Genomic DNA, 24138 nt, shown 5'->3' on the forward strand with positions numbered 1-24138 from the left:
TACCAAAAGTATCCCTCCTTGGCTTTTGGCATCAATGTTCCAGACACAATTACCAAAAGTATCCCTCCCTGGCTTTTGGCATAAGTGTTCCAGACACAAAAAAGCCTGCAGTTGCAGGCTTTTTTACTATAGCAAGTGAGTCAATCAGCGTTATAGCTTAGACTAACGTAATCTTGGCAAACTTACGCTTACCCACTTGGAACACACCCGAGGTGCCAGCACTCAGCTGCAGACGGGTATCTTCAATCTTAACGCCATCAATCTTTGCCGCGCCTTGCTTAATCATTCGCATGGCATCAGACGTCGAGCCAACCAAGCCTGCTTCTTTGAGCACATTGGCAATGGCAATGCCCTCGCCCGCAACAAGTTCAACCTCTTCGATATCCTCAGGCAGCGCCCCTTTTTGGAAACGGTTGATAAACTCTTGATGAGCCGCTTCTGCTGCGGCTTCATCATGGAAACGGGCGATGATCTCTTTAGCCAAGGCAATTTTCACATCTCTTGGGTTAGTACCCTGAGCAACATCGGCTTTAAGCTGCTCAATCTCGCCTAGCGGACGGAAAGAGAGCAGTTCGAAGTAGCGCCACATCAAATCATCTGAAATCGACATGATTTTACCGAACATCTCACCAGCTGGCTCGCTAACACCAATATAGTTATGCGCCGATTTAGACATCTTCTTCACGCCATCTAGGCCTTCAAGCAGTGGCATCATGATCACGGTTTGCGGCTTCTGCCCTGCCGCTTTTTGTAACTCACGCCCCATAAGCAGGTTAAACTTCTGGTCGGTACCACCTAGCTCTACGTCAGCCTTAAGCTCAACTGAATCATAACCTTGTAGCAGAGGATACATAAACTCGTGGATGGCAATAGACTGACCCGATGCATAGCGCTTTTTAAAATCATCACGTTCCATCATGCGGGCAACGGTCTGCTGTGATGCCAGGCGGATCATGCCTGCCGCCCCCAAATCTTCAAGCCAGCTTGAGTTAAATTCGATACGGGTCTTAGCGGGATCGAGGATCTTAAACACTTGCTGCTTATAGGTCTCGGCATTAGCCAATACCTGCTCGCGCGTCAACGGAGGACGAGTGCTATTTTTACCACTTGGGTCGCCAACCATACCAGTGAAATCACCAATTAAGAAGATTACTTCGTGACCTAAGTCTTGGAAAGTTCTCATCTTATTTAAGATAACGGTATGGCCAAGATGGATATCTGGTGCGGTAGGATCGGCTCCCAACTTAATGCGCAGCGGACGCCCCTCTTTCAGTTTTTCCAGTAAATCCGCTTCGAGAAGGATCTCATCGGTACCACGTTGTATTTCTGCTAATGCTTGGTCTAAATCAGCCATTTTGGCAGCTACTCCTAAGAGCCTATAGATAAATTACGGGGTACTCATGTTACTTGTTAGCCAGCACAAATGAAAGGGTGTACACTACTAGGAATCGCTTAAGTTTTGAAAATTGGTATCGGAGTCAATGGGAAAGGTCATTACACTCTTAAAATTACTACCCAAGCCACATCAAATTTTGTTGGGCATACTCATGGTCGTCACCCTAACAGTGTTACTGTTACCTACCGACGATGCACAAGCTTCGCGCGCCACCAATAGCACGCGCTCTGGCACCATCCCCTTAGGCGATGACGCTAACCCACAGCGCGATATTAATCCTAATGGCAATGCCAAAGTCTATCCTGTACCACTCGCCTTTAGAACTCCAGAAGCCCCCAGCGCAGACGATATAGCAAACGAAATAAACCAGTTACACCAAACATCTGAACACGAGACAGCAGTAAAAAATGCAACGCCCCCCTCTGCCAGTGAGCAATACACAGAGCACTTTACCGTACGCAGTGGTGATACCTTAGCCAAACTTTTTAAACGTGCCGATCTCACCCCCCGTGATGTATACGAAATCACCCAACTGCCTAAAGCTAAAAAGAATCTACTTAAAATATTACCCGGTGAAGAGATAGCCATTGTCAAAAATAGCAGCGGCGAGCTCAGCCAGTTACGTTATCACCTTGATCCCATCTCCACCTTAGTCATTAACAAGCAGACAGACGGTTATAGTGAAGAGGTGATCACTAAACAGGTAGAACAACGGACTAAATTTGCCAGCGCTACCATTAACAGTAACTTTTGGAATGCTGGGGTGACCGCGGGATTAACCCCGAACCAAATTATGCAGTTGGCTACCATTTTTGGTTGGGACGTCGACTTTGCGCTCGACCTGCGTCAAGGCGACAAGTTTGCCATCTTATTTGAAGAGGAGTTTGCCGATGGCCAGTTCCTGCAAAATGGCAATATTTTAGCTGCCGAGTTTGTAAACCAAGGCGATACCTACACCGCGGTGCGCTATAAAGATGGCAACTACTATTCGGCGGAAGGGCGCAGCATGCGTAAAGCCTTCTTACGCTCACCAGTAGACTTTAAATATGTCAGTTCAAGCTTCAATCCACGCCGATTACACCCGGTCACAGGCCAAGTAAGAGCTCATCGTGGTGTGGATTATGTTGCCGCCGTTGGCACACCGATTAAAGCCGCGGGCAAGGGGCGCGTGATAAAGTCAGGTTACAACCAGTACAATGGCAACTATGTGTTTATTAAACACAATGAAACCTACACGACTAAATATCTGCATCTCAATAAGCGTAAAGTCAAGCAAGGCCAAACGGTAAAACAAGGGCAAATCATCGGCACGCTCGGCTCTACCGGTCGGGTCACAGGCGCCCATTTGCATTATGAATTTATCGTCAATGGCGTACACCGTAATCCGCGCACGGTTAAGCTACCGCAGTCGATGCCTATCGACAGCAAAGAGAAGCAACAATTCTTAGCCGTTAGTCAACAGATGATGGCAAAACTGAAGCAAAATAACGATATTCAGCTTGCCGCACAGTAAGGTAAACAGATGAGCATTCAGTACTATATCGGCCTAATGTCAGGCACCAGCATGGACGGTGTCGATGCCGTATTAGTGAAATTTGAGGGCGATAAGCTCACGCTTATCGACACCCATACCGAGCCACTGCCCAGCCATCTGTTGAGTGGATTACAGCGACTTTGCCAGTCTGGCAGTCATGATGAAATCAATTATTTAGGCACGCTCGACAGAAGTGTGGGACAACTGTTTGCCAAGGCCGTTAATGCGCTGGTAAGCAAAGCGGATATCGATAAGGCACATATCAAGGCCATAGGCAGCCACGGCCAAACCGTGCGCCATATGCCGAACCTTGAGATGGGCTTTACCTTGCAGATAGGCGACCCAAATACCATCGCTGCCCTCACCGACATCGACGTTATCGCCGACTTTAGACGCAAAGATATCGCCTTAGGTGGCCAAGGGGCGCCACTGGTGCCCGCCTTTCATCAGCAAAGCTTTGCTCAAACGGGCAGCAAGCGCATCATATTAAATATCGGTGGCATCTCTAACATCACTTATCTACCCGGTGATGCCAGCGCGGTGATCGGCTTTGATAACGGCCCTGGTAATACCCTAATAGACACTTGGATAAAGCAGATCAAAGATGAGCCTTATGACGACGACGGCCAATGGGCTGCCAGCGGCAAGACAGATGTAAAATTACTCAACCAGATGTTGTCCCATGCGTATTTCTCTTTAAGCGCACCTAAGAGCACAGGACGCGAGCTTTTCAACCAAGCGTGGTTAGAGCAGCAAACCGCAGACTTTGGCTATTTAGATGAAGCCGATATTCAATCAACCTTATTGGACTTAACCTGCCACAGCATTGCCAACGATTGCCTTAAACTGGCTGACAAGGCCGAGCTGTTTGTTTGCGGTGGCGGTGCATTTAACCAAGAGCTACTGCGCCGTCTGGCCAAGTTGCTGCCCCATTATCACATCGATACCACAGCAGCGCTGGGCATAGACCCGCAATGGGTTGAGGGGATCGCCTTTGCTTGGCTGGCTAAGCGCTATCATGATAGCCTACCGGGCAACCTGCCAGCCGTGACCGGCGCTTCACGCTTAGCCGTGCTTGGTGGCTTGTTTCCTGCCGCCTAACGTCGATTAATCATTGCGAGTAGACCACTGTCGATTAACACGATTTGCGTTCTGGCCGACTAGCCCTTACCCCCCCAAAAAAATGTTCACGGCCATCAATCACTGATGGTCGTAAATCTTGCCGCAGATCTCTATCGCTATAGCAATAATCTATGCTGTAACTTAATCACATCGCGTTTCGAGTTTTGTGACTGGGTCAGCAGTAAGCTATGCGAATCAGCAATATAAGCCATCGAGCCCGCACGCGGGATAACCGTGGGGGGAAGCTTAATAATGGGCGTGACCAAATTGGTATTAAATCGCCAAAAATTAACTAACTGATGGTCGCTATGGTTAGCTCGATAATAGACGCCTTTCTCTGTTGCGACCCAGTTGTAGCCTTCATTAAACTTGTCGCCACCCAGTAGCAGCTCAAGCTTACTCGTCGTAGAACTTCGCCGCGGTTCATCAGATAATGGCGCCTCGGTCTCCTCAAGTGCTAAGGCCCATAAACCCGCTTTATCAAGGCGAGTGAAGACTAACTTATCTGCCGTAATAGACTGACCAAGGCGCATATTAAGCGAACTTAACACCTTGGGCGGGCGATTATCGAGGTAAAACTCGGTAATGCCATCGAGGGTATTCGCAAATACAGTTTCATTATCCCAGCCCCAACTGGGACGGTTGTGATCTAAATAGGGCGTCGCCAAAATGGCTATAGAGCCAGTGTCGAGATTGAGCACATGGATTTTATTACCTTCATTTTTATCATCAGGCGCTAAAAATGCGATTTTACTGCCATCGTGGGACCAACTGGGGTAAGCCACGCGCCGTTTCAATTGTGTATGCTGACGAATATCGCCACCTTGTGTATTGACGCTCCACACCTCATTAAAACCGGTTTGATTTGACACATAGGCAATACGTTGACGACTGGCGGAATAACTTGGATTACGGTAGCTGTATTCCACATTTAATAACGAAAACGGCGTGGTGGGGATCGATTGATCTAACGCTAGCAGTGAGATCTGATGATCACGAATATAGTTAGCGTATACTAACTCACTGCGCTCGGGGATAAAGCGGGGATAACTCATCCCTTCCACATCTAGAGGTTGGATCTGCTTATCGTCAATATCGACGATATAACCATTGCGCACGCCAGAGTTTTCGGTGCTAAAAACTAATCGCTCACTATCATGGTGCCAGCTTAAACCACGGATATCTTCCAACCCAGTGGTTAAACGTAGCTCCTGCTGCGAGCTTAAATCGCGTAAAAAAATATCTTCTGAAATATTACCAAAACGACGCGCTATCGCCATCCAGCGCCCATCGGGGCTATACGCAAGATCCCTGTCGCGATGCAAGCAATCTTGTTGACACGACAACCTTTGAGGCTGTGAGCCTAATGACTCAAGCGCCAAGGTATAGATACCTGATGACTCATCACCTTCCGCTAGCCAAATATAAGCTAATTGATCGCCATCGGGCGCGAGATCTAACGCGGTATTAAACGAGTTACAAGGTGCCAACGGCGTCACCTCGCCGCTCTCTATGGTTAACTGCATAATATGACACTGGCGAGTTGTACTGTGCTGTGACGGATAATAGAGCGTATTACCATCAGGGCTCCATACCGCGCGGATCTCAGCCGAATTAACCGAGGTCAGTCGCTTAGGGGTATCGCTTAAGGCATTAAGATCTTTCAGATACAAACTGTAGCTTTGGTCATTACCCCGGCTGCCATACACCAACCAACGCCCATCGGGCGACACGTTAGGAAACAATTCGGCATCTGTGGCCGTGGTTAATTGTTTTTTGGTAGTGGGGATAAAATGCGCCTCATCATGATACAGGTGCCAAGTCGTAAAACCTGTCAGCAATAGTACTAGGACCGCAGCGGCCAACAGGCCTTGACGATACCCTCGCTTGAGTCTCGTCACTTGTTCCTGCGTCTGTTGTAATAGATCGGGTTTATCGGCTACGTCTTCAGGATTAAATTCTGGTGCGATAAGCAGTCGATAACCCGACTTTCTTACCGTTTCAATGATCTCTTGCCCGTTTGCTACCGGGCTTAACTGTTTACGCAGGTGCCATATGGCATTGGTCAGCGCTTTTGCCCCCACATAACGATTACCATCCCAAATAGCATCGATTAACGCTCCACGAGTCACCACGTTAGGATAATGCTGAGCAAGGTAACACAGCACATCGATAAACTTAGGCTGCAAAGAAACCTGCATCGCATCTTGTCCAGGCGTTTCAGGGGAAAACACTAAACTGTGCCCCAATGGAGACACCTCACACCTACCCAATTTAAACCCCAATTCTTTTACTACAGCCACCTAAACCCCCATTTTTTGTTAGCAATTAATAAAAATATGACCCATTAAAGTCATCAGAAGGTAGAGCTAGTGTAACACCAACTGTCATGTTAACGCTAAAACAACACAATTAAAAATAGACAATAATAGATACGTAAGACCATGTTTAAAAACACAATAGACTTTAAATAGAGATATAAACAACCTATAAACGACACGCTAGGCATTGTGAGAGAGTAACAAGTTAGTTACAACTAGGCGCAGTAAACAGCAAGCTATCTTGATGGTTAAACAACACCGTCATTTGCGCTCTCCGCACATCACACGGAGCAGCCAGTAAAGCTCTTTAGGTTTGCAGATAAAAAAGATAGTTAACGATAATAATAAGGATCATATTAGATGAAACCCCAACTTAAGCATTCAGCCATAAGCATAGCGCTGGCACTGGCCTTTGCACCCACCACACTGATAGCGGCACAAAGCGACACCGATAACAATGAAGCAAAAATAGAAAAAATCGAAGTCACGGGTTCACGTATTAAACGTGCAGACTTTGAAGGTGTAGCACCAGTGACAGTGATCTCTGCCGACGATATCGCTAACAGTGGCTTAACGTCTATTGCAGAAGTGCTGCAATCATCTGTCGCCAATACCGGCGGCTCACTTATATGGCGAAAGCGACGGTTTTACCGACAGCGCAAGCTCTGTCAACCTACGCGGTATGGGCGCCAATAGAACACTGGTGTTGATCAATGGTCGTCGTCAAGCGTCATTCCCCAGTGCTGCTGGCGGTTCAAGTAACTTCGTTGATACCTCTGATATCCCTACCGCAGCAGTAGAGCGTATCGAAATTCTCACCGGCGGGGCATCGGCCATTTACGGCTCAGACGCCGTCGGCGGTGTGGTTAATATTATCTTAAAGAAAGAATATGACGGCGCTAAGGCGGCGGTTAAGTACAACTCACCGACCCAAGGTGGTGGCGAGCAACTTGATCTGTCATACCTGCAGGGTATTAATACCGAAAATAGCCAAACCTTAATCATGTTCGAATACAAGAAAGTTGAAGCGATTAAAACCTCGCAGCGCGACAGCTTATTCAACCCTGCTTACTATGAAGATGAAGATGGCAATATACGTTGGGGCGCAGGTCCTTATGGAGATGCAGCAGCCTCTAGCTGGGCCTCGTGGATCCGCGACTATGACAAGGTCTATACCAGTGACAAATATAGCCCACTAGACCAGGCGCAATGTACCGACCTGTTCGGTGACAAAGGCATTTATACCCCAGTGGGAACTTACGATTGCTACTATGACAAATATGCCGACCGTGGCCTGCAATCGGCCTATGACAGAATCAACCTAGTCGTTAACAGCACTTACGATCTTAATGATGCCTGGCAGCTGTACGGCATGATCAACGCCTCATATAAAGAGGCGCAGAAGTACAAAGATGAGAAAGGCTTTGGCACCTACATCTATGAAGATCAAGCCACTGGCGCGCTGAGCTATGATTCTGGTGAATTTGCTAACGACAACAAGTTCCAGCTGCGTCGTCGTATGGAAGAGTTCCCAGGCGATCGTATCTATGACACCCAAAATACCAAGCTAGCGTTTTCATTGGGTGCCAGCGGCGTAATAGGCGATTATGAACTGGATCTCTCTTGGTCGAGTGGCTTTAACCGTTATGAGAAACAAAATAATCATATGGTGAGTGCCGATGGACTACTCGATATCATCACCTTCGATCCTAACAACACAGATCCGACTAAATGGTATCCAAACAATAAGCTTACCGATACCCAAATTGAAGCCTTGATTGGCGCCTCAACCAAAGACTCCACCTCGAGCATGCATCAGTTCCAAGCGGTATTTACTGGCGACCTCATGGAATTACCCGCAGGCAGCGTTGGCTTTGCCACCACAGCCGAATGGGCGCGTGAAAGCTATGAAGATACCCTAGATGAAGTCACTAAGAGCGGCGGCTTTATCGGCATGGGGGGGACGGGTGGTGAAGGCGATCGCGATCGCGTTGCCATCGCAGGTGAAGTACAGATCCCGGTGTTGGCTAACATGACTGGGGTAAAATCATTAGATTTGTCTGCGGCACTGCGTTATGACCGCTATTTAGACGATTCAAACGTGGGCGGCGCTACCACACCGCAACTAGGTATTATGTATCGCCCTATCGATGAAGTAATGGTGCGTGCCAACATAGGTAAAAGCTTCCGAGCCCCCGATATGCATCGCTTGTATGCTGGCCTAACTCGCAGCTTTGGCAGCACAGATTACCCACATCCCACCATACCCAATGAGATCTATGAAGATAGCTACGATGGTTTTAGCTCAGGCAACCTGAACCTAACTGAAGAAAAGGGTGATTTCTGGAACATTGGGGTTGTTGCCAACCTTAGTGAGAACGCTGATATTTCATTAGATTGGTGGAACATTGAACTGGAAGGAGCGGTAAAAACCATCTCTACTCGTGAGATGCTCGATGATCCAAGCTATAACCAAACGGGCAACTACACGAGCTGTGATCAGATGGATGTAGTCGGCTACCTCAACGAGCTCGATGATGATGGGATCAGCAACTTAGCGTGTATGCGTAAAGGGCCGATTAACAGTGCTTATGAAGCTTCACAGGGTATCGATGCCAGCTTTAACTATCGTTTTGCTGAAACCGCAGCAGGCGACTTTAAACTGAAACTGGCCGCCTCTTACCTGCTTAACAAAGAGTACCAAGAGAACGTCGACAGTGAGGTTGAAGAAGAAACCGACACTAACTTTGTGCCTAAATGGAAAGGTAATGCTAGCCTGACTTGGAACTATCAAGATGTTAGCGCAACCTTAGCCTACTACTACACAGGGGAAGCCACGGGTACCGATACCTTTGATCTTATTGATGCCAATGGCGATAGCTATGAACAAGATGATTATCCCGATACACTCGATGCTTATCAGGTGATCAACTTAACCCTAGGTTACAACGCGCCGTGGAATGGTAAGTTTACTGCTGGGGTGAAAAACCTCACCGATGAAATGCCACCGCTGTTTGATGTACGCAGCGACAATCATAACGATTGGCCCTTCTTCGAAGAAGGCAACAGCAGCTACTCTATCGTGGGTCGCACCTTATTCTTAGGTTATTCACAAAAGTTTTAAGCTTTTGAATAAGTCATAAAAAGCGCCCAAATGGGCGCTTTTTCATCCGTCATGCATTTAAGTCAGGATAACTAATGCACACTTTAAAATACTTAATGGCTGCCCTGATCTTGCTGTCCAGCCTCCACGCCACGGCTAGCGACTATCAGCGGCCTTCGGCGCCACTGCAACAGGTGCTCGAACAAACCAAAATGGTCGATACACGACTGGCACGCGATGCACGCCATATAGCGCTATTGCATCCTCAGACCCATCCCAGTATTCATGAGTTGGCCCAGAGCGAAAAAAAATTGGCAGGCCTACGAATTTCGCCAGACAACTTAGCCCAAAGCCGACCGAAAAAACGCTACCAGTTCATTACGTTAATTAATCTTGATAACAATAAACGCCTCACCATACAGCAGCAAGGCGCTAACATTGCTAACGTACAGTTTTCACCCGACAGTCAATACCTAAGCTACATTGCCATTACGCCTCGCGCCGTTGATCTCTACCTATATCAACTGGCTAGCGGTCAAACCCGCCGCCTCAACGCCAGCCCGCTCAATGCGGTATTTGGCGCCAAATACCAATGGCAACATGACAGCAAGGCCATCGTCACCACCTTCGCAGTGCCACAAGATAAGCAAGCTCCCCTTGCTGATATAGGCCCTAACATTAGCCATGCCTTGGGCGAAAAAGCCCCAAGGCGTACTTATCAAGATTTAATTCAAAATCAGCAAGATGAGCAGGCATTTAAGCAGTTAACCACCAGCCAATTGGCGATCATTACCCTCGATGGTCAACGCACCAATGTCGGCCAACCGCAGATTAACAGTCACTTTGCCCTATCACCAAACGATCAGTACCTGATCGCAAAACAGATACACGCGCCCTATTCCTACATCGTTAAATACTATGACTTTGCCCAGCAGGTTGAGCTATTTGGCCGTGATGGCCAACATATCAAAACCTTAGGTCATATCGACAGTGGCGAGTTTCGCGCTGCTGGCGCCGACTCGGTCAGCGGTGGCCCGCGCCTTATTCACTGGCGACCCGATCAACCCGACACCTTGGTTTTTGTCCTGCCACTGGATAACGGCGATGGTGAACAACCTGCAGCGCTGCGTGATGAAGTGCTCAACTGGCCTGCGCCATTTACTCAAGTCCCCCAGACTTTATTGCAAATGCCATGGCGCATTAACGACCTTGATTGGGCTGAACAAGGCCAACTGTTTGTCACTGAAAACAATGCCAACAAGAAGCAGGAACGCGTCAGCATTTTGGATGTAAGCTTACTGGGTACAGACAACGCTAAGCCCGCTAACCTCTGGTACCAAAAGGCCCAACGCGACACCTATAAAGCCCCCGGTAAGCTCTATCGCGACAGGCAACAAGTGCCTGCCCTTGTGGATATAACCCAAGGTAAATTCAGTCATTATGGCATTGGTGCATCGGCCAAGGGCTACCGCCCTTTCCTTAAGCAAACTCACCTCGACACCAAAGAAGCTAAGATTATCTGGCAAAGCGCGAACGATAAACTTGAGCAGGTCAAATATGTCATCAGTTTGTCACCACTTAAATTAATCATTAAGCGTGAAGACTCTATAACCCCACCACATTTAGTGTTAATTGAGCCACACACAGGCAGCGAGCAACTGCTTTATCAGGCCGATAATGAGCTGGCGGCCTACAAAGGCATGACTCGCCAACTGGTTAACTATCAGCGTGCCGATGGCTTACCCCTCTCAGGCATGCTCTACTTACCTGCCGGATATGATAAATCACAAGGGCCACTGCCCCTGCTAATGTGGGCCTATCCGCGCGAGTATAAAGATGCGAAAGTCGCCGCTCAAGTGAACTATTCAGTGCATCAATACCAAGGGATCAGCGCCAAAGGGCCACTGCCATTTGTCGCCCAAGGTTTTGCCGTGTTCGATAAAGTGGCTATGCCGATTGTCGGTCAAGGTCATGTTCAGCCCAATGACAGTTTTCGCTCCCAACTGGTGGCGAATGCCAAAGCGGCCATTGATATCTTAAGTGGCATGGGGGTTGCCGACCCAGACAGAGTCGCCATCGGCGGTCACTCCTATGGCGCGTTTATGGTCGCTAACCTCTTGGCTCACTCGGATCTATTTAAAGCCGGTATCGCGAGAAGCGGCGCTTATAACCGCTCTTTAACCCCTTTTGGCTTCCAATATGAGAAGCGTAACTACTGGGAAGCCCCCGATCTCTACCAGCAGATGTCACCCTTTACCCATGCCGATAAAATCGATGAGCCACTACTGCTTATCCATGGCGAGATGGATGCCAACTCAGGCACTTACCCGATGCAATCATCACGACTGTTTAACGCGATCCGCGGTCTAGGGGGCACGGCAAAATTGGTGATGCTGCCCTATGAAAGCCACAGCTACGCAGCCAAAGAATCGTTACAACACATGCTTTGGGAGCAGCAGCAATGGCTAGAGCAGTACGTTAAGCCCATTAACGCTGGCATCGACAAGGCCCATAGCGCTGAAGCCCCTGAATCTATCGAGTCGTTGGAGTAATATAATGACACAATCCACATTGCAATCGACATCAGAACTGGCATCAAAACTTATATTAGAGTCATGCTTTGCCACTATGGTACGTCTGGCTGCGGCCCTCCGTCGGGGCTTGAGCCGTTCGGCTCGCTCACGTTGGGTTTCTCGGAGCATCGTGCCCCTAGCCCTAATCCTGCATGGCGGCGCTTCGGCATCGCCCACCAATATCATCTACATCATAGGCGACGGTATGGGTCCCGCCTACACCAGCGCCTATCGCTACTTCAATGATGATCCCAGCACAAAGGTGGTTGAAGCGACCATTTTTGATAAGCTGTTAGTCGGCATGGCGAGCACCTATCCCGATGATGACACCTATGTCACCGACTCGGCGGCGGCAGCAACCGCGCTAGCCACCAGCCATAAAAGTTATAACGGCGCCATTGCCGTTAATAGCGACAAACAAGTCTTGCCGACCTTGCTCGAATATGCCAAAGCTAAGCAGCGCACTACCGCCGTGGTGGTAACCTCACAGATTAACCACGCCACCCCAGCAAGCTTTTTGGCCCACAATGAACATCGCAGAAACTACAATGAGATAGCCGATGATTTCCTCAGCAATCTCATCGACAACAAGCCAGTTGCTGACCTAATGCTGGGTGGCGGCCAACAATATTTCGTACGTGAAGATAGAGATTTAGTCGCCGAACTGCGCGCCTTAGGTTATCAATATCAAGACGACTTCAATGCGCTGAGCCAACTCGATCGCCTACCCGCCTTGGGACTATTTGCCCCCAAAGGGTTAGCGCCAGCCTTGGACAGCCCAGCCCCATTGCGCTTAAGCCAAATGACCGAGCATGCGCTCACATTGCTGCCAGCTAATCCCAAAGGTTTTGTGATGATGATAGAAGCCAGCCAAATCGATTGGTGTGGCCACAGCAATGATATTGCCTGTGCTATGGCAGAAATGACCGATTTAGCCGCCACGACCCAACGGATCGTCGACTATATCGACCAACATCCCAACACCTTATTGGTGATGACAGCGGATCACTCGACGGGCGGCCTTAGCCTCGGCGCAGATGGGATCTATCAATGGCGTGGTCAACTGCTGCATAGCGTCAAGCAGATGCCCAGCACCTTAGCCAAGTGGCTCTACGAATCGCCAGCACATTTGGCAAGTGAGCAGGCCTTTTACGATTTCTGGCAAACACACTTAGGCTTACCTATCGATGCCGAGCAACGCAATGAGTATCGCCAGCAGCTGCAAACGGCATTAGCACAAGATAATGGGGTAAAAGAAGCCACTAGGCTATTAAAGCAACAAATTGACACCCTGACCTCTACCGGCTGGACAACCGGAGGCCACGACGCCGTCGACGTACAAGTATTTGCTTATGGCCAAGGTGCAGCGCAATTTAATGGTCATCAAGACAATACCCAAATCGCCAAAAAATTGATCGACTTAATTCACTGAACCTGCTCCTTGGGTAAAGATGCTGGCCGCCAATGTATTGCGGCCGGCTGACTCCCCGCCTCACCTCGCAACAAAATCCTCTATACTGCGGCGTAACAAATGTTATCATTGCCGCCAATCGGTTTAGCCCATTAAGATGAAAGAGAACACCATGAGCAAAAGTGCAAAAGATGCCAGCAAGATGACGCCAGAAGCGCGTTACGACTACCTTGTCGAACAAGCCAAGGCCCACAAAACCCTATGGACATTGCAAGACGCTGATGGCTGCGTCATGCTCACCACAGATGATGAAGATTGCATCCCGATGTGGCCTTGCGAAGAGTCAGCAGCCATGTGGGCCGTTGATGATTGGGCTGACTGTACTCCTTTAGCCATTGCCCTTGATGAATGGCTAGAGCGTTGGGTTCCAGGTATGCAAGATGATGATCTGTTTGTGGCTGTATTCCCAGTGCAAGAAGATCTTGGCGTGGTGATCCCGCCTTATGAGCTAGAGCAGCGCTTAACGCCTAAGCAGAGCCACTAAGCTCGACTATCACTGGCTCGCCACCGCGCAATCAGCCAGTCGCTCAACAGCGCTTTAGCCAGACTAAGGCGCTTATCTTGTCCTTAGATGTCGGAGCCTCACTCGTGCAACCACCCTCACAGTTACATGACCTCCATCAGCCGCAGCAAACCAGCTCTACGCCAGTCAAAGCGCGGCTACCCAAACGTTTAATTGGCTTGTTACTCTTCTTAAGCATCGCATCGATTAGTGGTCTTGTGGCCAAACAAGGGGTGTTATTTTGCTTGTTGACACTGCTGATGGTGATCGCCGTACTGGGCCGCCAGCGCGCGGGATTGTATCTACTGCGCGGTTACACTGTAGTGCAACTGGGATTGGTTAGCATTTTACCAGTGTTGCTATATGACCCAGATAATTTGCTTACAGGCCCATCGACCTTTCAGTTAGGCGAATGGCAAGGCAAAATCCCCGATTATCTGGTGTTTGGCGCGCTGATTTTATTAGCAATATTGCAAGTGTGGATAGCATTTACCGCCCAAGTGTCAGCCTATTGTCATGTCAAAAATAACATGAACATCATGCGTTAACCTTTATCGCTACATAGAGTCAGGTGCTATCACGCAGTGATTTAGGCTTTGTGCTTTGTGCTTTGTGACGTTAAGACATTCAGGCTGGATTAGCGCAGACACAACGCCAATTTTTACCGTCCCTAGTAAATTGGCATAAGTGTTCCAGACACAACGCCAATTTTTACCGTCCTTGGTAAATTGGCATAAGTGTTCCAGACACAAAAAAGCCAGCAATGCTGGCTTTTTTATGCGTCAGACTCACCATAGGTGGTCAAGCAACTAGGTTATACCGAGAAGCTAGCACCACAGCCACAGGTGGTGGTGGCATTAGGGTTTTTCACAAAAAAGCGCGAGCCTTCGAGTCCCGAAGTATAGTCCACTTCGCCACCCATAAGATATTGCAAGCTCATAGGGTCAACTACTAACTGAACCCCTTGTTTCTCGATGGTAAAGTCACCTTCGTTGACTTTTTCATCGAACGTAAAACCGTACTGGAAACCTGAACAACCGCCGCCAGTCACGTACACACGTAACTTAAGTGCATCATTTTGCTCTTCATCCAACAAGGTTTTTACCTTTGAAGCTGCCGCGTCGGTAAAACGGATTGGCATTGTATCTTCAACTTGTTCAGTCATTACTACCTCTATACATCGGTTTGCTGAGCGAATTATCCAATACCTGACCAATTTGTTCAAGTAATAGTCTTGGCTCAGATAAAATCAGTTTATTTTTGTGTTAGCACGCACACTCTTATTGAATGACAGGGTCAATGGCCTCATTGCCATTTTGGGGTTCATCCTCAAGCTGTGGCGCCTCTTCATGAGCTTCATCTTCTTTAATGACCCTCTCATCGGCGCTATCTGCCGTCGACTCCACTTGTAACAGATCCGTGGCGGCAAACACCAACTCGGCACTGTCGCCTTTACTCCAGCGACTGGCTGGCACAGTGACTTTAGCTTCGACCTGAGAAAGTACGAAGCCTTCAGGGAATTGCACCACGGTTGCTAAAATCTGAAAATAACGAAAGCTGAAGTTAAGCTTATCATCAGTGAGCGACGATAACGGCAGGCTCACCACTTTGTCATCCTGTAGGCCGATAAACGTGAGCTCGGCCTTACCTTTCAATGCTTGCTTACGTTTTTGAAGTTGGGTTAATACCAATTTAACCCTAAACTGGTTAGGCAATAAGCCAGGGCTTAGGCCTAAGTCATGAATTGCGACACCGTCTGCTTGATTTTCTGGCGCCATAATGCTGCGATAAAATGCCAGCTCACGTTCGAGCTCTTTCTGTTTTTGATGTTGAGTTAAAAACATCTTTTGCATATTGTCATTGGCTTCTTGGGCTAACGCCAATTCCAAATTTCGCGAAGCTAACATCTCGGCTTGCTGCGTTAACGCTTGGTTTAATTCGGTGCTATTTTTCGGCTGAGCTGACTGGATTTGATGTTGCGATGACCAGAGATCCCAGGTCAATACACCGGTAAAAAATGCCACTAAGATCAAAAAGAAAAGATAAACGCTCGAAGGTCGAATTTTTCGCTCCATCACTTGCAAGCGATCGATCCAACGATGATAATTTGACATTAAACATTAACCCCTTATAAAAAAATCGACACTCACGCTTTCAGTACGGTAAAGGTTTACCACCATGGTTTCTGTGCAGCAACTCGTTAATCGCCTTATTACTCAATGCCGACATTACCTTAATACAGCACTTAAAGATAAATTGTCACAAGCCCAGATCAGTGTGCAATTGTGCGGCTTGGCACTCGCATTTGCCTTGGTCGCTTCTGGAGTCATTATATTATTTAGGCTATTACTGCAGTGGTTAAATACCTTTACCCACACCCAAGCATGGGATTTTACTGACAACTTTAGCGACTGGCGAGTGCTATTACCGCTTTTTGGTGGATTGTTGATCTGGCTCGTGGCGCTATTGGGCTCTAAACGTTACAAACGCATGGGTATCGCCTATGTCATGCACCGCATGAAACTGCACTACGGCAAAATTCCCTTACAATCGGCACCGGGGCAATTCTTCCAAGCCTTATTTGCCCTTGCCAGCAACTTTTCTGTGGGCCGCGAAGGCCCTGCCATCCACTTAGGAGCTGTCAGTGCCAGTGTTATGGCTGAAAAGTTCCAGCTACCAGACAACAGTGTACGCATTATGTGCGCCAGCGGAATTGCCGCAGGCATCGCCGCAACCTTTAATGCGCCACTGGCCGCGGTGATCTTTGTCTTTGAGGTGATACTTAGGGAATACAAGGTGCATTACTTTTTTCCCATTATGCTCTCAGCCATTTGCGGTGCACTCAGTAGCCAGCTGGTATTTGGTAACATTCATGAATATGAACAGATAGGCATCGACCAAATCCCCTTGTCACAATACCCTATCTTAGCCCTGTGTGGCCTAACGCTCGGCTGCATCGCCGCCCTGTTTAATCACAGCCTGCTAATGGTGACCGCTAAAGGCCAACAATGGCCGCTGTTTGCGAGGCTCATGCTGGCAGGCTTAGTCACCTGCGCTATTGGGCTATTATTACCCCAAGCCTTGGGCAGTGGTGAGCTGGCAATAAGTTACGCCATTAGTGAACACCCCAGCCTGTGGATATTAGTGGGCTTGCTGATAGGCAAGATTATCGCCACCATTGCCGCCATAGGCCTTGGGATCCCGGGTGGGATTATCGGCCCTTTATTTGGGATAGGCGCCTTAATTGGCGCTATTTTAGCCATCATCAGCGCGCAGTTTTTCCCCGGCATTAGCCCCTATATTGGCCTGTACACCATCATAGGCATGACCGCCATGATGGGCGTGTGCCTCAGTGCGCCGCTGGCCGCCTTGGTCGCATTGCTGGAACTCACCCATAACGCCGCCATCATCTTGCCCTCGATGTTTGTCACCATCCCTGCCTTCTTAATTGCCCACCAAGCCTTTAATACTCAGTCGCTGTTTTATAAACAGATGGAGCTGATGGGGCTGGACTACAAAATTTCACCGGTCAAACTGGGACTGCAAAAAACCGGTGTGCGCGCCATCATGGATAAGCGCTTTGTTATTGTTAAAGACAACGATGAGTTGCTGCTTGAAGTGCTAAAACGCGCTGAAGGACGCTCGGTATTAATGCGTAACCACCAAGGCGAAATAGAGATGTTGCAATTAGAGCTGCAGCATGACGACAGTAAAAGCACCTTAAGCCGCCACCCGATACAAGGCGTTGCCGATAGCAGTACTTTAAAAGAGGTCTACGAAATTTTAGCCATCGAACGTCGCGGCGAGGTATTCGTCTATCAAGGTGAGGTCGATAATATCGTTGGCGTGATCGGCTGGTCGGCGTTACAGAAACAGATCAATTCTGGTCAAATTTAATGCTAACGAGCTCGGCCGTATGAAGCTTGCGCTAATGCGACAAACCGCTAACGCTCACTTTTTCGGCATACCTTTGTTGGTATAATGACAACCCATCCCCTAGCTCACCCAAACCACAAACAACTAACCAACTGATTAGTAAGTAGTTTTATAACTTTTCATAACTTTTTACATGCTATTACTCTCATTTAACCTTAATTTTGTGACCCCGGTAACACTTGCGCGTATTAACGTGAATTTAGTGATGTTTTTTTATGCGCATTCGATAGGCAGCTCGATTGACGCCAATGACTCACTGACGGTTACGACTAAATATAACTATGAGTACTAAATAACATGCAGCGACAACGTAACAGCCGCTGGCTTATTGCTTCAGTCACATTGGCAAGTATAAGCCTGTGCACCAACAGCTTTGCAGCATCGGATGAGAAACTGCTCAACATGTGTAAAGCATGTCATGGACAGACTGGTCATAATCCGTTTCCCAGCATTCCCAATCTTGCTCAGCAAAACAGTCAATATATGGTTGAGCAATTAACCGCATTTAAAAACGGCCAACGCCAAGACAAAACCATGAGCAAAGTCGCCAAGTTATTAACCACTGAACAGATGCAGCAGATGGCGCACTATTTTTCTAAAGGTAAGGATTAAATCACCATGGCAATCGATAGACGTAATTTTCTTAAAGGGGCGGTAGCCACTTCAGTAACGGCCATGTTGCCAGTCAATTGGGTATTTGCGCAAAACCGTCCAGCAGGCATGGCAGCCATGGATGTGTCTGCGGTGAAGTGGAGTAAAGTCGACCACCTACCTGAACACTTTAAGGTACTCAATAGCAGCCCGCTTAATGCCTTTCCACCTGAACATCTGCTTGACCCAGCCACAACGCCATCGGATGTCGCCTTTATTCGCTGGAATGGCCAGATGCCCGACTTCGAGAATATAAATCCCGACACTTGGGAATTTACCGTTGATGGCGAATCAATCGAAACGCCTAAAACCTACACCATCGCCGAGTTGAAAAAGAAGTTTAAGACTCATACTCAACAACTGGTGCTCGAATGCGGTGGTAATAGTCGAGTCAACTTCTATCCTAACGCCAAAGGTAACCAGTGGAGCAACTCGGCCGTCTTTTGCGCTGAGTGGACGGGGGTTTTAGTTAAAGACGTACTAGCCGATTGTGGCGTAAAAAGTGATGCTGTGTACACGGCACACTATGGCGCCGACAAACACATTAGTGGCAAAGGTGCGGCTATTTCTCGTGGCGTACCGATTGAAGCAGCCATGAATGAAAACGCCCTTATCGCGTGGGCCATGAACGGCGAAGATATCCCTTACATGCACGGTTACCCGCTGCGTATTGTCTTTGGTGGCCGCCCAGGCTCGGTATCACAAAAATGTGCTACCGGCATTGGTGTACGCGATCGCGTGCACGATGGTAAAAAGATGGCGGCTCCCGCCTACCAGGTGCCAAAAAATCCGGTTGCCCCAGGTGAAAAGGTCGACAACAAAGACTTTAAGATCATCGAAGAGATGATTGTTAAGTCCTTAATCACCTCACCACAAACTGGTGGCGAAGTGGCACTAGGTGACAGCATTGAAGTACGGGGTCATGCTTGGGCTGGCGTGCGTGAAGTGACCAAAGTGGAGGTCAGCTATGACTATGGTACCACTTGGCAAAGCGCGTCACTCACCAAACCCGCTAACCCAACAGCATGGCAACAATGGGCCATCACACTCAAACTGCCACAAACTGGTTACTACGAAATTTGGGCGCGTGCTACCGATAGCCAAGGTGATAGCCAGCCTATGGTACAACCCCAGTGGAACCCCAAAGGTTATCTGTTTAACGGTTGCCACCGCATTGCGTTAAGGGTGGGGTAATGAGAAAACACTTAGTTGCGGCAGCACTAATATTGGCAAATGCGCCTGCACTTGCGGCTGACTCGCCAAAGGTGGCCACTTATCCGGTGGATACCGAAACAGGATTAATCATGGCTCCGGGTTGGGAGATGGTAAGGGATCAGTGTAACGCCTGTCACACCAGTCATATTATCCCGCAAAATCCCGGTAGCAGAGCCGTGTGGCGCGAGACCATTGAATGGATGATAGACACTCAAGGGTTATGGGATCTGTCAGACACCTGGGATCCTGTGCTCGATTACCTGTCGACTTACTATAACGAGACTGGTATCGACATGCAGATCTTTAGGCGTAAACCGTTAGATCCTGAGCTGATGCCCCCCATGCCAACGGCTAAAGGAGACCACTGATGAAACGTTTATTTGTGAGCCTTGGCCTCATCGCTGCACTGCTATTTGCCGCTATTGTCAGCGGCAATGAGCGCCGAGAGTTCAACCAAACGATCGAAAATATGGGGCTAAAGATAAGCCCTAGTACCTTGGCATATTCGGCCGATGTTGAGCAGGGAAAACAGCTAGCCTCGACTCGCTGTATCGCTTGCCATGGCGCGACTATGCTTAAGCTGATGCCAAGCTACCCCATGCTAGAAGGGCAAAAAGCCGCTTACCTGTTTAAACAACTGGTGGCGTTTAAGCACGGCGAGCGCAGCAACCCGATTATGCAAGGGCAAGCTGCCATGCTGTCAGAGCAGCAGATGAAAGATGTGGCGCTGTACTACTCGCAGCAACCAACACTTACACTGCGCTAAAATTATATAAGGCTCGCAGCGCTGCGAGCCTTATCGATGAATGCATATCTGGGCGACGCCATCAAGGCCCGCCCATTGTTTTGAGTCCTCCCCAAACAAGTTCCAAAGTCTAACGTTAACAAAAACCGGCCAGCTTGCCCGAGCGCGAGTAATCGCCGACTCTGTGATCGATGACATTGAAAATGCTGAGCATACGGTCACAATAACAGATCAACTTGAAGACAATTTAGTATGGGCTGATATACTCTAGCGGCTCATATTCAAGCGCTCGGTTTTGCCTCACAGTAAAACGCTAACCAAGCGCTGTTAAGTTGCACTTAACCCACAAAATTGATACACAGCATTGCAAACACTGTGCTTATGCCCCGCTGTCACGAACGCGAGAAAAATAGGCAGATAAGGTTCGAACAATCACCATGGCACTATTTGCAGTGATATTAAGGGGTTGTGGCACAAGTTGAGCAACCCTAATGAGCCGTTACTTGATATTCACAAAGCCGATTTTTAATCTGGCAACTGACTTTAAAGGATCTAGCATGACCCGCTCTGAAACCCTATTTGAACAGGCTAAAAAAACCATTCCTGGTGGCGTTAACTCGCCAGTACGTGCCTTTAACGGTGTCGGTGGTTCGCCACTGTTTATCGAAAAAGCGGACGGTGCTTATATTTATGATGCCGATGGCAAAGCCTATATCGATTATGTTGGCTCTTGGGGACCGATGATTTTAGGTCACAACCATCCAAAAATTCGGGCCGCGGTATTGGCCGCTGTGGAAAATGGCTTGTCATTTGGTGCACCGACTGAACTTGAAGTGCGCATGGCTGAAAAAGTGATCGAGATGGTGCCATCTATGGAACAAGTCCGTATGGTGAGCTCAGGAACTGAAGCGACTATGAGCGCCATTCGTCTGGCACGTGGCTTTACCAACCGCGATAAGATCATGAAGTTTGAAGGCTGCTATCACGGCCACGCGGACTGCCTACTGGTTAAAGCGGGGTCTGGCGCTCTGACGCTGGGTCAGCCAAGCTCACCGGGTATCCCTGAAGACTTTGCTAAGCACACCTTAACCGCCGTTTATAACGAACTTGAATCGGTTAAAACGCTGTTTGAACAGTATCCAGAAGAGATCTCGTGCATCATTCTTGAGCCAGTAGCAGGCAACATGAACTGCATTCCGCCAATCCCTGGTTTCCTTGAGGGTCTTCGTGCCCTGTGTGACCAATACGGTGCGCTACTGATCATCGACGAAGTCATGACAGGTTTCCGTGTATCGAAAAGCGGGGCTCAAGGCCACTACGGGATCACGCCTGATCTCACTACCTTAGGTAAAGTGATTGGCGGCGGCATGCCAGTAGGCGCTTTCGGTGGCCGTAAAGATGTGATGCAGTTTATCGCACCAACGGGCCCAGTTTATCAAGCCGGTACCCTGTCTGGTAACCCTATTGCCATGTCAGCGGGTCTTGCGCAGATGGAAGCACTTTGTGAAGAGGGTCTTTACGAAGCGCTTGCCGATAAAACAAAACGTGTTGCCGAAGGCTTTAAAGCAGCGGCCAACAAACATGGTATTCCACTGAGTATCAACTATGTTGGCGGTATGTTTGGCTTGTTCTTCACTGACGAAGAGAAAGTCACACGTTTCGATCAAGTCACTCAGTGTGATGCTAAGGCCTTCCCAGAGTTTTACCATGGCATGTTAGATGAAGGTGTATATCTAGCGCCAAGCGCCTATGAAGCAGGCTTTTTGTCTATGGCTCATGGCGACAAAGAGATTGAAGCAACGCTTGCCGCTGCCGATCGCGTGTTTGCCAAAATGGCTAAATAGCCCCAGCGTTAAGCAGTAGCGATAACGCGCACGCATAACATAAAAAGAGGACCTAGTGTCCTCTTTTTATGTATCTCCCCGTTGCCATAATGTGCCCGCCACGCTAAGCCGATAAAGTCACATAAAATGAGTAATCCCATAATAAAGCAGAAGCTAATGCTAACGGATGTTCAACGGCTAAAAAATAGTTAAATCATCTACCAAAAGCAGCAATATTAGCAGAACCTACACAACTCACCCCGAAAAACCCAAGACTCATCACAGTTTTACTGCAAAATTAGACTAAGGTAACACTTGCCTATTCCACTTTCCTATGGTCAGATCGCCAGCTACCACAACAACCTTAATATAACCTTGATTTTAAATCTGCATTCTCACCCCGTTGAGGCGCGGACTTAAGTCGGCTGTAGGACCAATGTATGCTCGACATTTTCCTGATAACCCTTGCTGTGCTAGCGCTATTAAGTATCATTTTTGAAGAGGTCACCCATCTTAACAAAGCCAAAACCACCCTGTTTTTTGGCTGTATAGCCTGGATAACCCTGTTTGTTGCCGCAAACGATGTCGACCACCAGCGCTTAATTGCCCAAGAGCTTAATCACAACCTATTAGAAATCGCCACCTTATGGCTGTTCCTCATGTCGACGATGACCTTTGTGGCTTATCTCAATGCCAAAGGCATGATCCAAGTCTTAGTACAAAAGTTATTTCCACAGCAGGTATCGGTGCGCATGCTGATGATCTTAGTGGCCTTGTTCTCGCTGGTGTTGTCGGCCATTTGTGATAACGTCACCGCCACCTTGGTTTCACTCGGATTATTAACCACCTTTCAACTTGAAAGCCAGATGAAACGCCGCATGTCGGTATTGATCATCTTTGCAGTCAACTCAGGCGGTGTCGCATTAATCACAGGCGATGTCACCACCTTGATGATCTTCCTCGCGGGCCATGTGCATATCTCACAGCTACTGGTGCTGTTTATCCCTGCCGCGGTGAGTGTCATGTTACTGGCAGTGTTGTTCTCGCTTAAAGCCGAAGGCCGCGTGAGCACCACACCAATAAAACGTCAGTACAGCTACATTGATGTGCTGATCGCTGTTATTTTTCTCATCACCATCATATTAACCATGGTGCTGAATATCTTGTTTGGTATTCCGCCGGTATTGACTTTCCTGTCGGGTTTGTCAGTGATGTTTTTAGTGGGCACCACCTCACGCAGTAATAAAGAGGAGTTACAGATCCTCGAATATATTCGTCAGGTCGAATTCGATACCCTACTGTTTTTCCTCGGCATATTATTATTGGTGGGCATGCTTAAAGAGATTGGCACCTTGCATCTACTCACCGAGGTGTATGCCAAATTTGATCCCAATATCTCTAACTTTGTCACAGGTATAGGCTCTGCGCTGCTCGATAACGTGCCGTTAACGGCCGCATTACTGAAAGCCGAGCCCGTGCTGACCACCCCCGAATGGTTAGGCCTCACCTATTCTGTTGGGGTTGGCGGCTCATTACTGGTCATTGGTAGCGCGGCGGGCATCATCGCCATGAGCAAGGTCAAAGAGCTGACCTTTGTGGCCTATTTAAAATATGTCCCTGCACTCATGCTGTGTTATACCTGCGGTTACGGCTTAACCTTATTCCTAGCCTACGAGTTTTTTGGCTAAAGCGCCCAAGCTATCCTTACCACTTAAAAATGCGATGAGCCTGCTCATCGCATTTTTA

Annotated in this window: 19 protein-coding genes; 15 read left to right on the plus strand and 4 right to left on the minus strand. The window is 48.3% G+C overall.

Features of this window, described 5'->3' with window-relative positions:
• Positions 1–157 precede the first annotated feature (157 nt).
• Positions 158–1354 carry a tyrosine--tRNA ligase gene (gene tyrS, locus DVO77_RS11065; RefSeq protein ID WP_119978384.1) on the minus strand — a complete coding sequence of 399 codons (1197 nt, stop codon included), beginning with the start codon at positions 1352–1354 and terminating at the stop codon, positions 158–160.
• Positions 1355–1481: 127 nt separating this feature from the next.
• On the opposite strand from tyrS, the gene DVO77_RS11070 reads away from it, so the two are divergent.
• Together DVO77_RS11070 and DVO77_RS11075 are read left to right on the plus strand one after the other, a co-directional pair.
• A complete protein-coding gene (locus tag DVO77_RS11070; protein WP_119978385.1) occupies positions 1482–2909 on the plus strand; it encodes a peptidoglycan DD-metalloendopeptidase family protein in 1428 nt (475 codons plus the stop codon).
• Between the two features lie 9 nt (positions 2910–2918).
• A complete protein-coding gene (locus DVO77_RS11075) occupies positions 2919–4031 on the plus strand; it encodes an anhydro-N-acetylmuramic acid kinase (RefSeq protein WP_119978386.1) in 1113 nt (370 codons plus the stop codon).
• A 137-nt stretch (positions 4032–4168) separates the two neighbouring features.
• Here DVO77_RS11075 and DVO77_RS11080 read toward each other — a convergent pair whose 3' ends face one another.
• Entirely contained in the window at positions 4169–6355 is a 2187-nt protein-coding gene (locus DVO77_RS11080; protein ID WP_119978387.1) for a winged helix-turn-helix domain-containing protein, read from the minus strand.
• Positions 6356–6733: 378 nt separating this feature from the next.
• On the opposite strand from DVO77_RS11080, the gene DVO77_RS19275 reads away from it, so the two are divergent.
• The 6 genes from DVO77_RS19275 (at position 6734) to DVO77_RS11105 (ending at position 14570) form a co-directional block, all read left to right on the plus strand.
• Positions 6734–7069, plus strand: a complete 336-nt coding sequence (locus tag DVO77_RS19275) for a hypothetical protein (protein WP_249038155.1) — start codon at positions 6734–6736, stop codon at positions 7067–7069.
• A complete protein-coding gene (locus DVO77_RS11085; RefSeq protein ID WP_249038156.1) occupies positions 7056–9497 on the plus strand; it encodes a TonB-dependent receptor domain-containing protein in 2442 nt (813 codons plus the stop codon). The genes DVO77_RS19275 and DVO77_RS11085 overlap by 14 nt, the downstream gene beginning before the upstream one ends.
• A 74-nt stretch (positions 9498–9571) precedes the next feature.
• Positions 9572–12028, plus strand: a complete 2457-nt coding sequence (locus DVO77_RS11090; RefSeq protein WP_119978388.1) for an alpha/beta hydrolase family protein — start codon at positions 9572–9574, stop codon at positions 12026–12028.
• A 4-nt stretch (positions 12029–12032) separates the two neighbouring features.
• Positions 12033–13481, plus strand: coding sequence for an alkaline phosphatase (locus tag DVO77_RS11095; protein ID WP_249038157.1), 1449 nt, complete (start codon positions 12033–12035; stop codon positions 13479–13481).
• A 151-nt stretch (positions 13482–13632) separates the two neighbouring features.
• The gene (locus DVO77_RS11100; RefSeq protein WP_110456079.1) at positions 13633–14004 is read left to right on the plus strand and encodes a DUF2750 domain-containing protein; all 372 of its coding nucleotides are present in this window, start codon (positions 13633–13635) and stop codon (positions 14002–14004) included.
• A gap of 104 nt (positions 14005–14108) precedes the next feature.
• Positions 14109–14570, plus strand: coding sequence for a hypothetical protein (locus DVO77_RS11105; protein WP_119978499.1), 462 nt, complete (start codon positions 14109–14111; stop codon positions 14568–14570).
• Between the two features lie 266 nt (positions 14571–14836).
• On the opposite strand, the gene erpA is transcribed toward DVO77_RS11105, so the two are convergent.
• Positions 14837–15187, minus strand: a complete 351-nt coding sequence (gene erpA / locus DVO77_RS11110) for an iron-sulfur cluster insertion protein ErpA (RefSeq protein ID WP_110456078.1) — start codon at positions 15185–15187, stop codon at positions 14837–14839.
• Positions 15188–15302: 115 nt separating this feature from the next.
• On the minus strand, positions 15303–16136 hold the full coding sequence (locus DVO77_RS11115; RefSeq protein WP_110456077.1) for a DUF6776 family protein: 834 nt from the start codon (positions 16134–16136) through the stop codon (positions 15303–15305).
• Positions 16137–16200: 64 nt separating this feature from the next.
• Between DVO77_RS11115 and DVO77_RS11120 the strand changes: the two genes are divergently transcribed.
• The 7 genes from DVO77_RS11120 to nhaD all read left to right on the plus strand — a co-directional run bounded on the left by DVO77_RS11120 (position 16201) and on the right by nhaD (position 24080).
• Complete coding sequence (locus DVO77_RS11120; protein ID WP_119978389.1) at positions 16201–17919, plus strand: chloride channel protein; 1719 nt, start codon at positions 16201–16203, stop codon at positions 17917–17919.
• Positions 17920–18255: 336 nt separating this feature from the next.
• On the plus strand, positions 18256–18570 hold the full coding sequence (locus DVO77_RS11125) for a c-type cytochrome (RefSeq protein WP_119978390.1): 315 nt from the start codon (positions 18256–18258) through the stop codon (positions 18568–18570).
• 6 nt (positions 18571–18576) lie between these two features.
• Positions 18577–19803 carry a sulfite oxidase gene (locus tag DVO77_RS11130; RefSeq protein WP_110456074.1) on the plus strand — a complete coding sequence of 409 codons (1227 nt, stop codon included), beginning with the start codon at positions 18577–18579 and terminating at the stop codon, positions 19801–19803.
• Complete coding sequence (locus DVO77_RS11135) at positions 19803–20192, plus strand: cytochrome C (RefSeq protein WP_110456073.1); 390 nt, start codon at positions 19803–19805, stop codon at positions 20190–20192. The genes DVO77_RS11130 and DVO77_RS11135 overlap by 1 nt, the downstream gene beginning before the upstream one ends.
• Positions 20192–20590, plus strand: coding sequence for a c-type cytochrome (locus DVO77_RS11140; RefSeq protein WP_110456072.1), 399 nt, complete (start codon positions 20192–20194; stop codon positions 20588–20590). Before DVO77_RS11135 ends, DVO77_RS11140 begins: the two co-directional genes overlap by 1 nt.
• Before the next feature lie 536 nt (positions 20591–21126).
• Complete coding sequence (gene hemL / locus DVO77_RS11150) at positions 21127–22413, plus strand: glutamate-1-semialdehyde 2,1-aminomutase (RefSeq protein WP_110456762.1); 1287 nt, start codon at positions 21127–21129, stop codon at positions 22411–22413.
• Positions 22414–22832: 419 nt separating this feature from the next.
• On the plus strand, positions 22833–24080 hold the full coding sequence (gene nhaD, locus DVO77_RS11155; RefSeq protein ID WP_110456070.1) for a sodium:proton antiporter NhaD: 1248 nt from the start codon (positions 22833–22835) through the stop codon (positions 24078–24080).
• Positions 24081–24138 lie beyond the last annotated feature (58 nt).

The sequence above is a fragment of the Shewanella algidipiscicola genome, assembly GCF_003605125.1.
In the GTDB taxonomy this organism is placed as follows: domain Bacteria; phylum Pseudomonadota; class Gammaproteobacteria; order Enterobacterales; family Shewanellaceae; genus Shewanella; species Shewanella algidipiscicola.

What these genes read in the sequence shown, in the direction of transcription:
- tyrS (WP_119978384.1), bottom strand. Translation starts at nt 1,354, where the DNA reads ATGGCTGATTTAGACCAAGCATTAGCAGAAATACAACGTGGTACCGAT.
- DVO77_RS11070 (WP_119978385.1), top strand. Translation starts at nt 1,482, where the DNA reads ATGGGAAAGGTCATTACACTCTTAAAATTACTACCCAAGCCACATCAA.
- DVO77_RS11075 (WP_119978386.1), top strand. Translation starts at nt 2,919, where the DNA reads ATGAGCATTCAGTACTATATCGGCCTAATGTCAGGCACCAGCATGGAC.
- DVO77_RS19275 (WP_249038155.1), top strand. Translation starts at nt 6,734, where the DNA reads ATGAAACCCCAACTTAAGCATTCAGCCATAAGCATAGCGCTGGCACTG.
- DVO77_RS11085 (WP_249038156.1), top strand. Translation starts at nt 7,056, where the DNA reads ATGGGCGCCAATAGAACACTGGTGTTGATCAATGGTCGTCGTCAAGCG.
- DVO77_RS11090 (WP_119978388.1), top strand. Translation starts at nt 9,572, where the DNA reads ATGCACACTTTAAAATACTTAATGGCTGCCCTGATCTTGCTGTCCAGC.
- DVO77_RS11095 (WP_249038157.1), top strand. Translation starts at nt 12,033, where the DNA reads ATGACACAATCCACATTGCAATCGACATCAGAACTGGCATCAAAACTT.
- DVO77_RS11100 (WP_110456079.1), top strand. Translation starts at nt 13,633, where the DNA reads ATGAGCAAAAGTGCAAAAGATGCCAGCAAGATGACGCCAGAAGCGCGT.
- erpA (WP_110456078.1), bottom strand. Translation starts at nt 15,187, where the DNA reads ATGACTGAACAAGTTGAAGATACAATGCCAATCCGTTTTACCGACGCG.
- DVO77_RS11115 (WP_110456077.1), bottom strand. Translation starts at nt 16,136, where the DNA reads ATGTCAAATTATCATCGTTGGATCGATCGCTTGCAAGTGATGGAGCGA.
- DVO77_RS11120 (WP_119978389.1), top strand. Translation starts at nt 16,201, where the DNA reads ATGGTTTCTGTGCAGCAACTCGTTAATCGCCTTATTACTCAATGCCGA.
- DVO77_RS11125 (WP_119978390.1), top strand. Translation starts at nt 18,256, where the DNA reads ATGCAGCGACAACGTAACAGCCGCTGGCTTATTGCTTCAGTCACATTG.
- DVO77_RS11130 (WP_110456074.1), top strand. Translation starts at nt 18,577, where the DNA reads ATGGCAATCGATAGACGTAATTTTCTTAAAGGGGCGGTAGCCACTTCA.
- DVO77_RS11135 (WP_110456073.1), top strand. Translation starts at nt 19,803, where the DNA reads ATGAGAAAACACTTAGTTGCGGCAGCACTAATATTGGCAAATGCGCCT.
- DVO77_RS11140 (WP_110456072.1), top strand. Translation starts at nt 20,192, where the DNA reads ATGAAACGTTTATTTGTGAGCCTTGGCCTCATCGCTGCACTGCTATTT.
- hemL (WP_110456762.1), top strand. Translation starts at nt 21,127, where the DNA reads ATGACCCGCTCTGAAACCCTATTTGAACAGGCTAAAAAAACCATTCCT.
- nhaD (WP_110456070.1), top strand. Translation starts at nt 22,833, where the DNA reads ATGCTCGACATTTTCCTGATAACCCTTGCTGTGCTAGCGCTATTAAGT.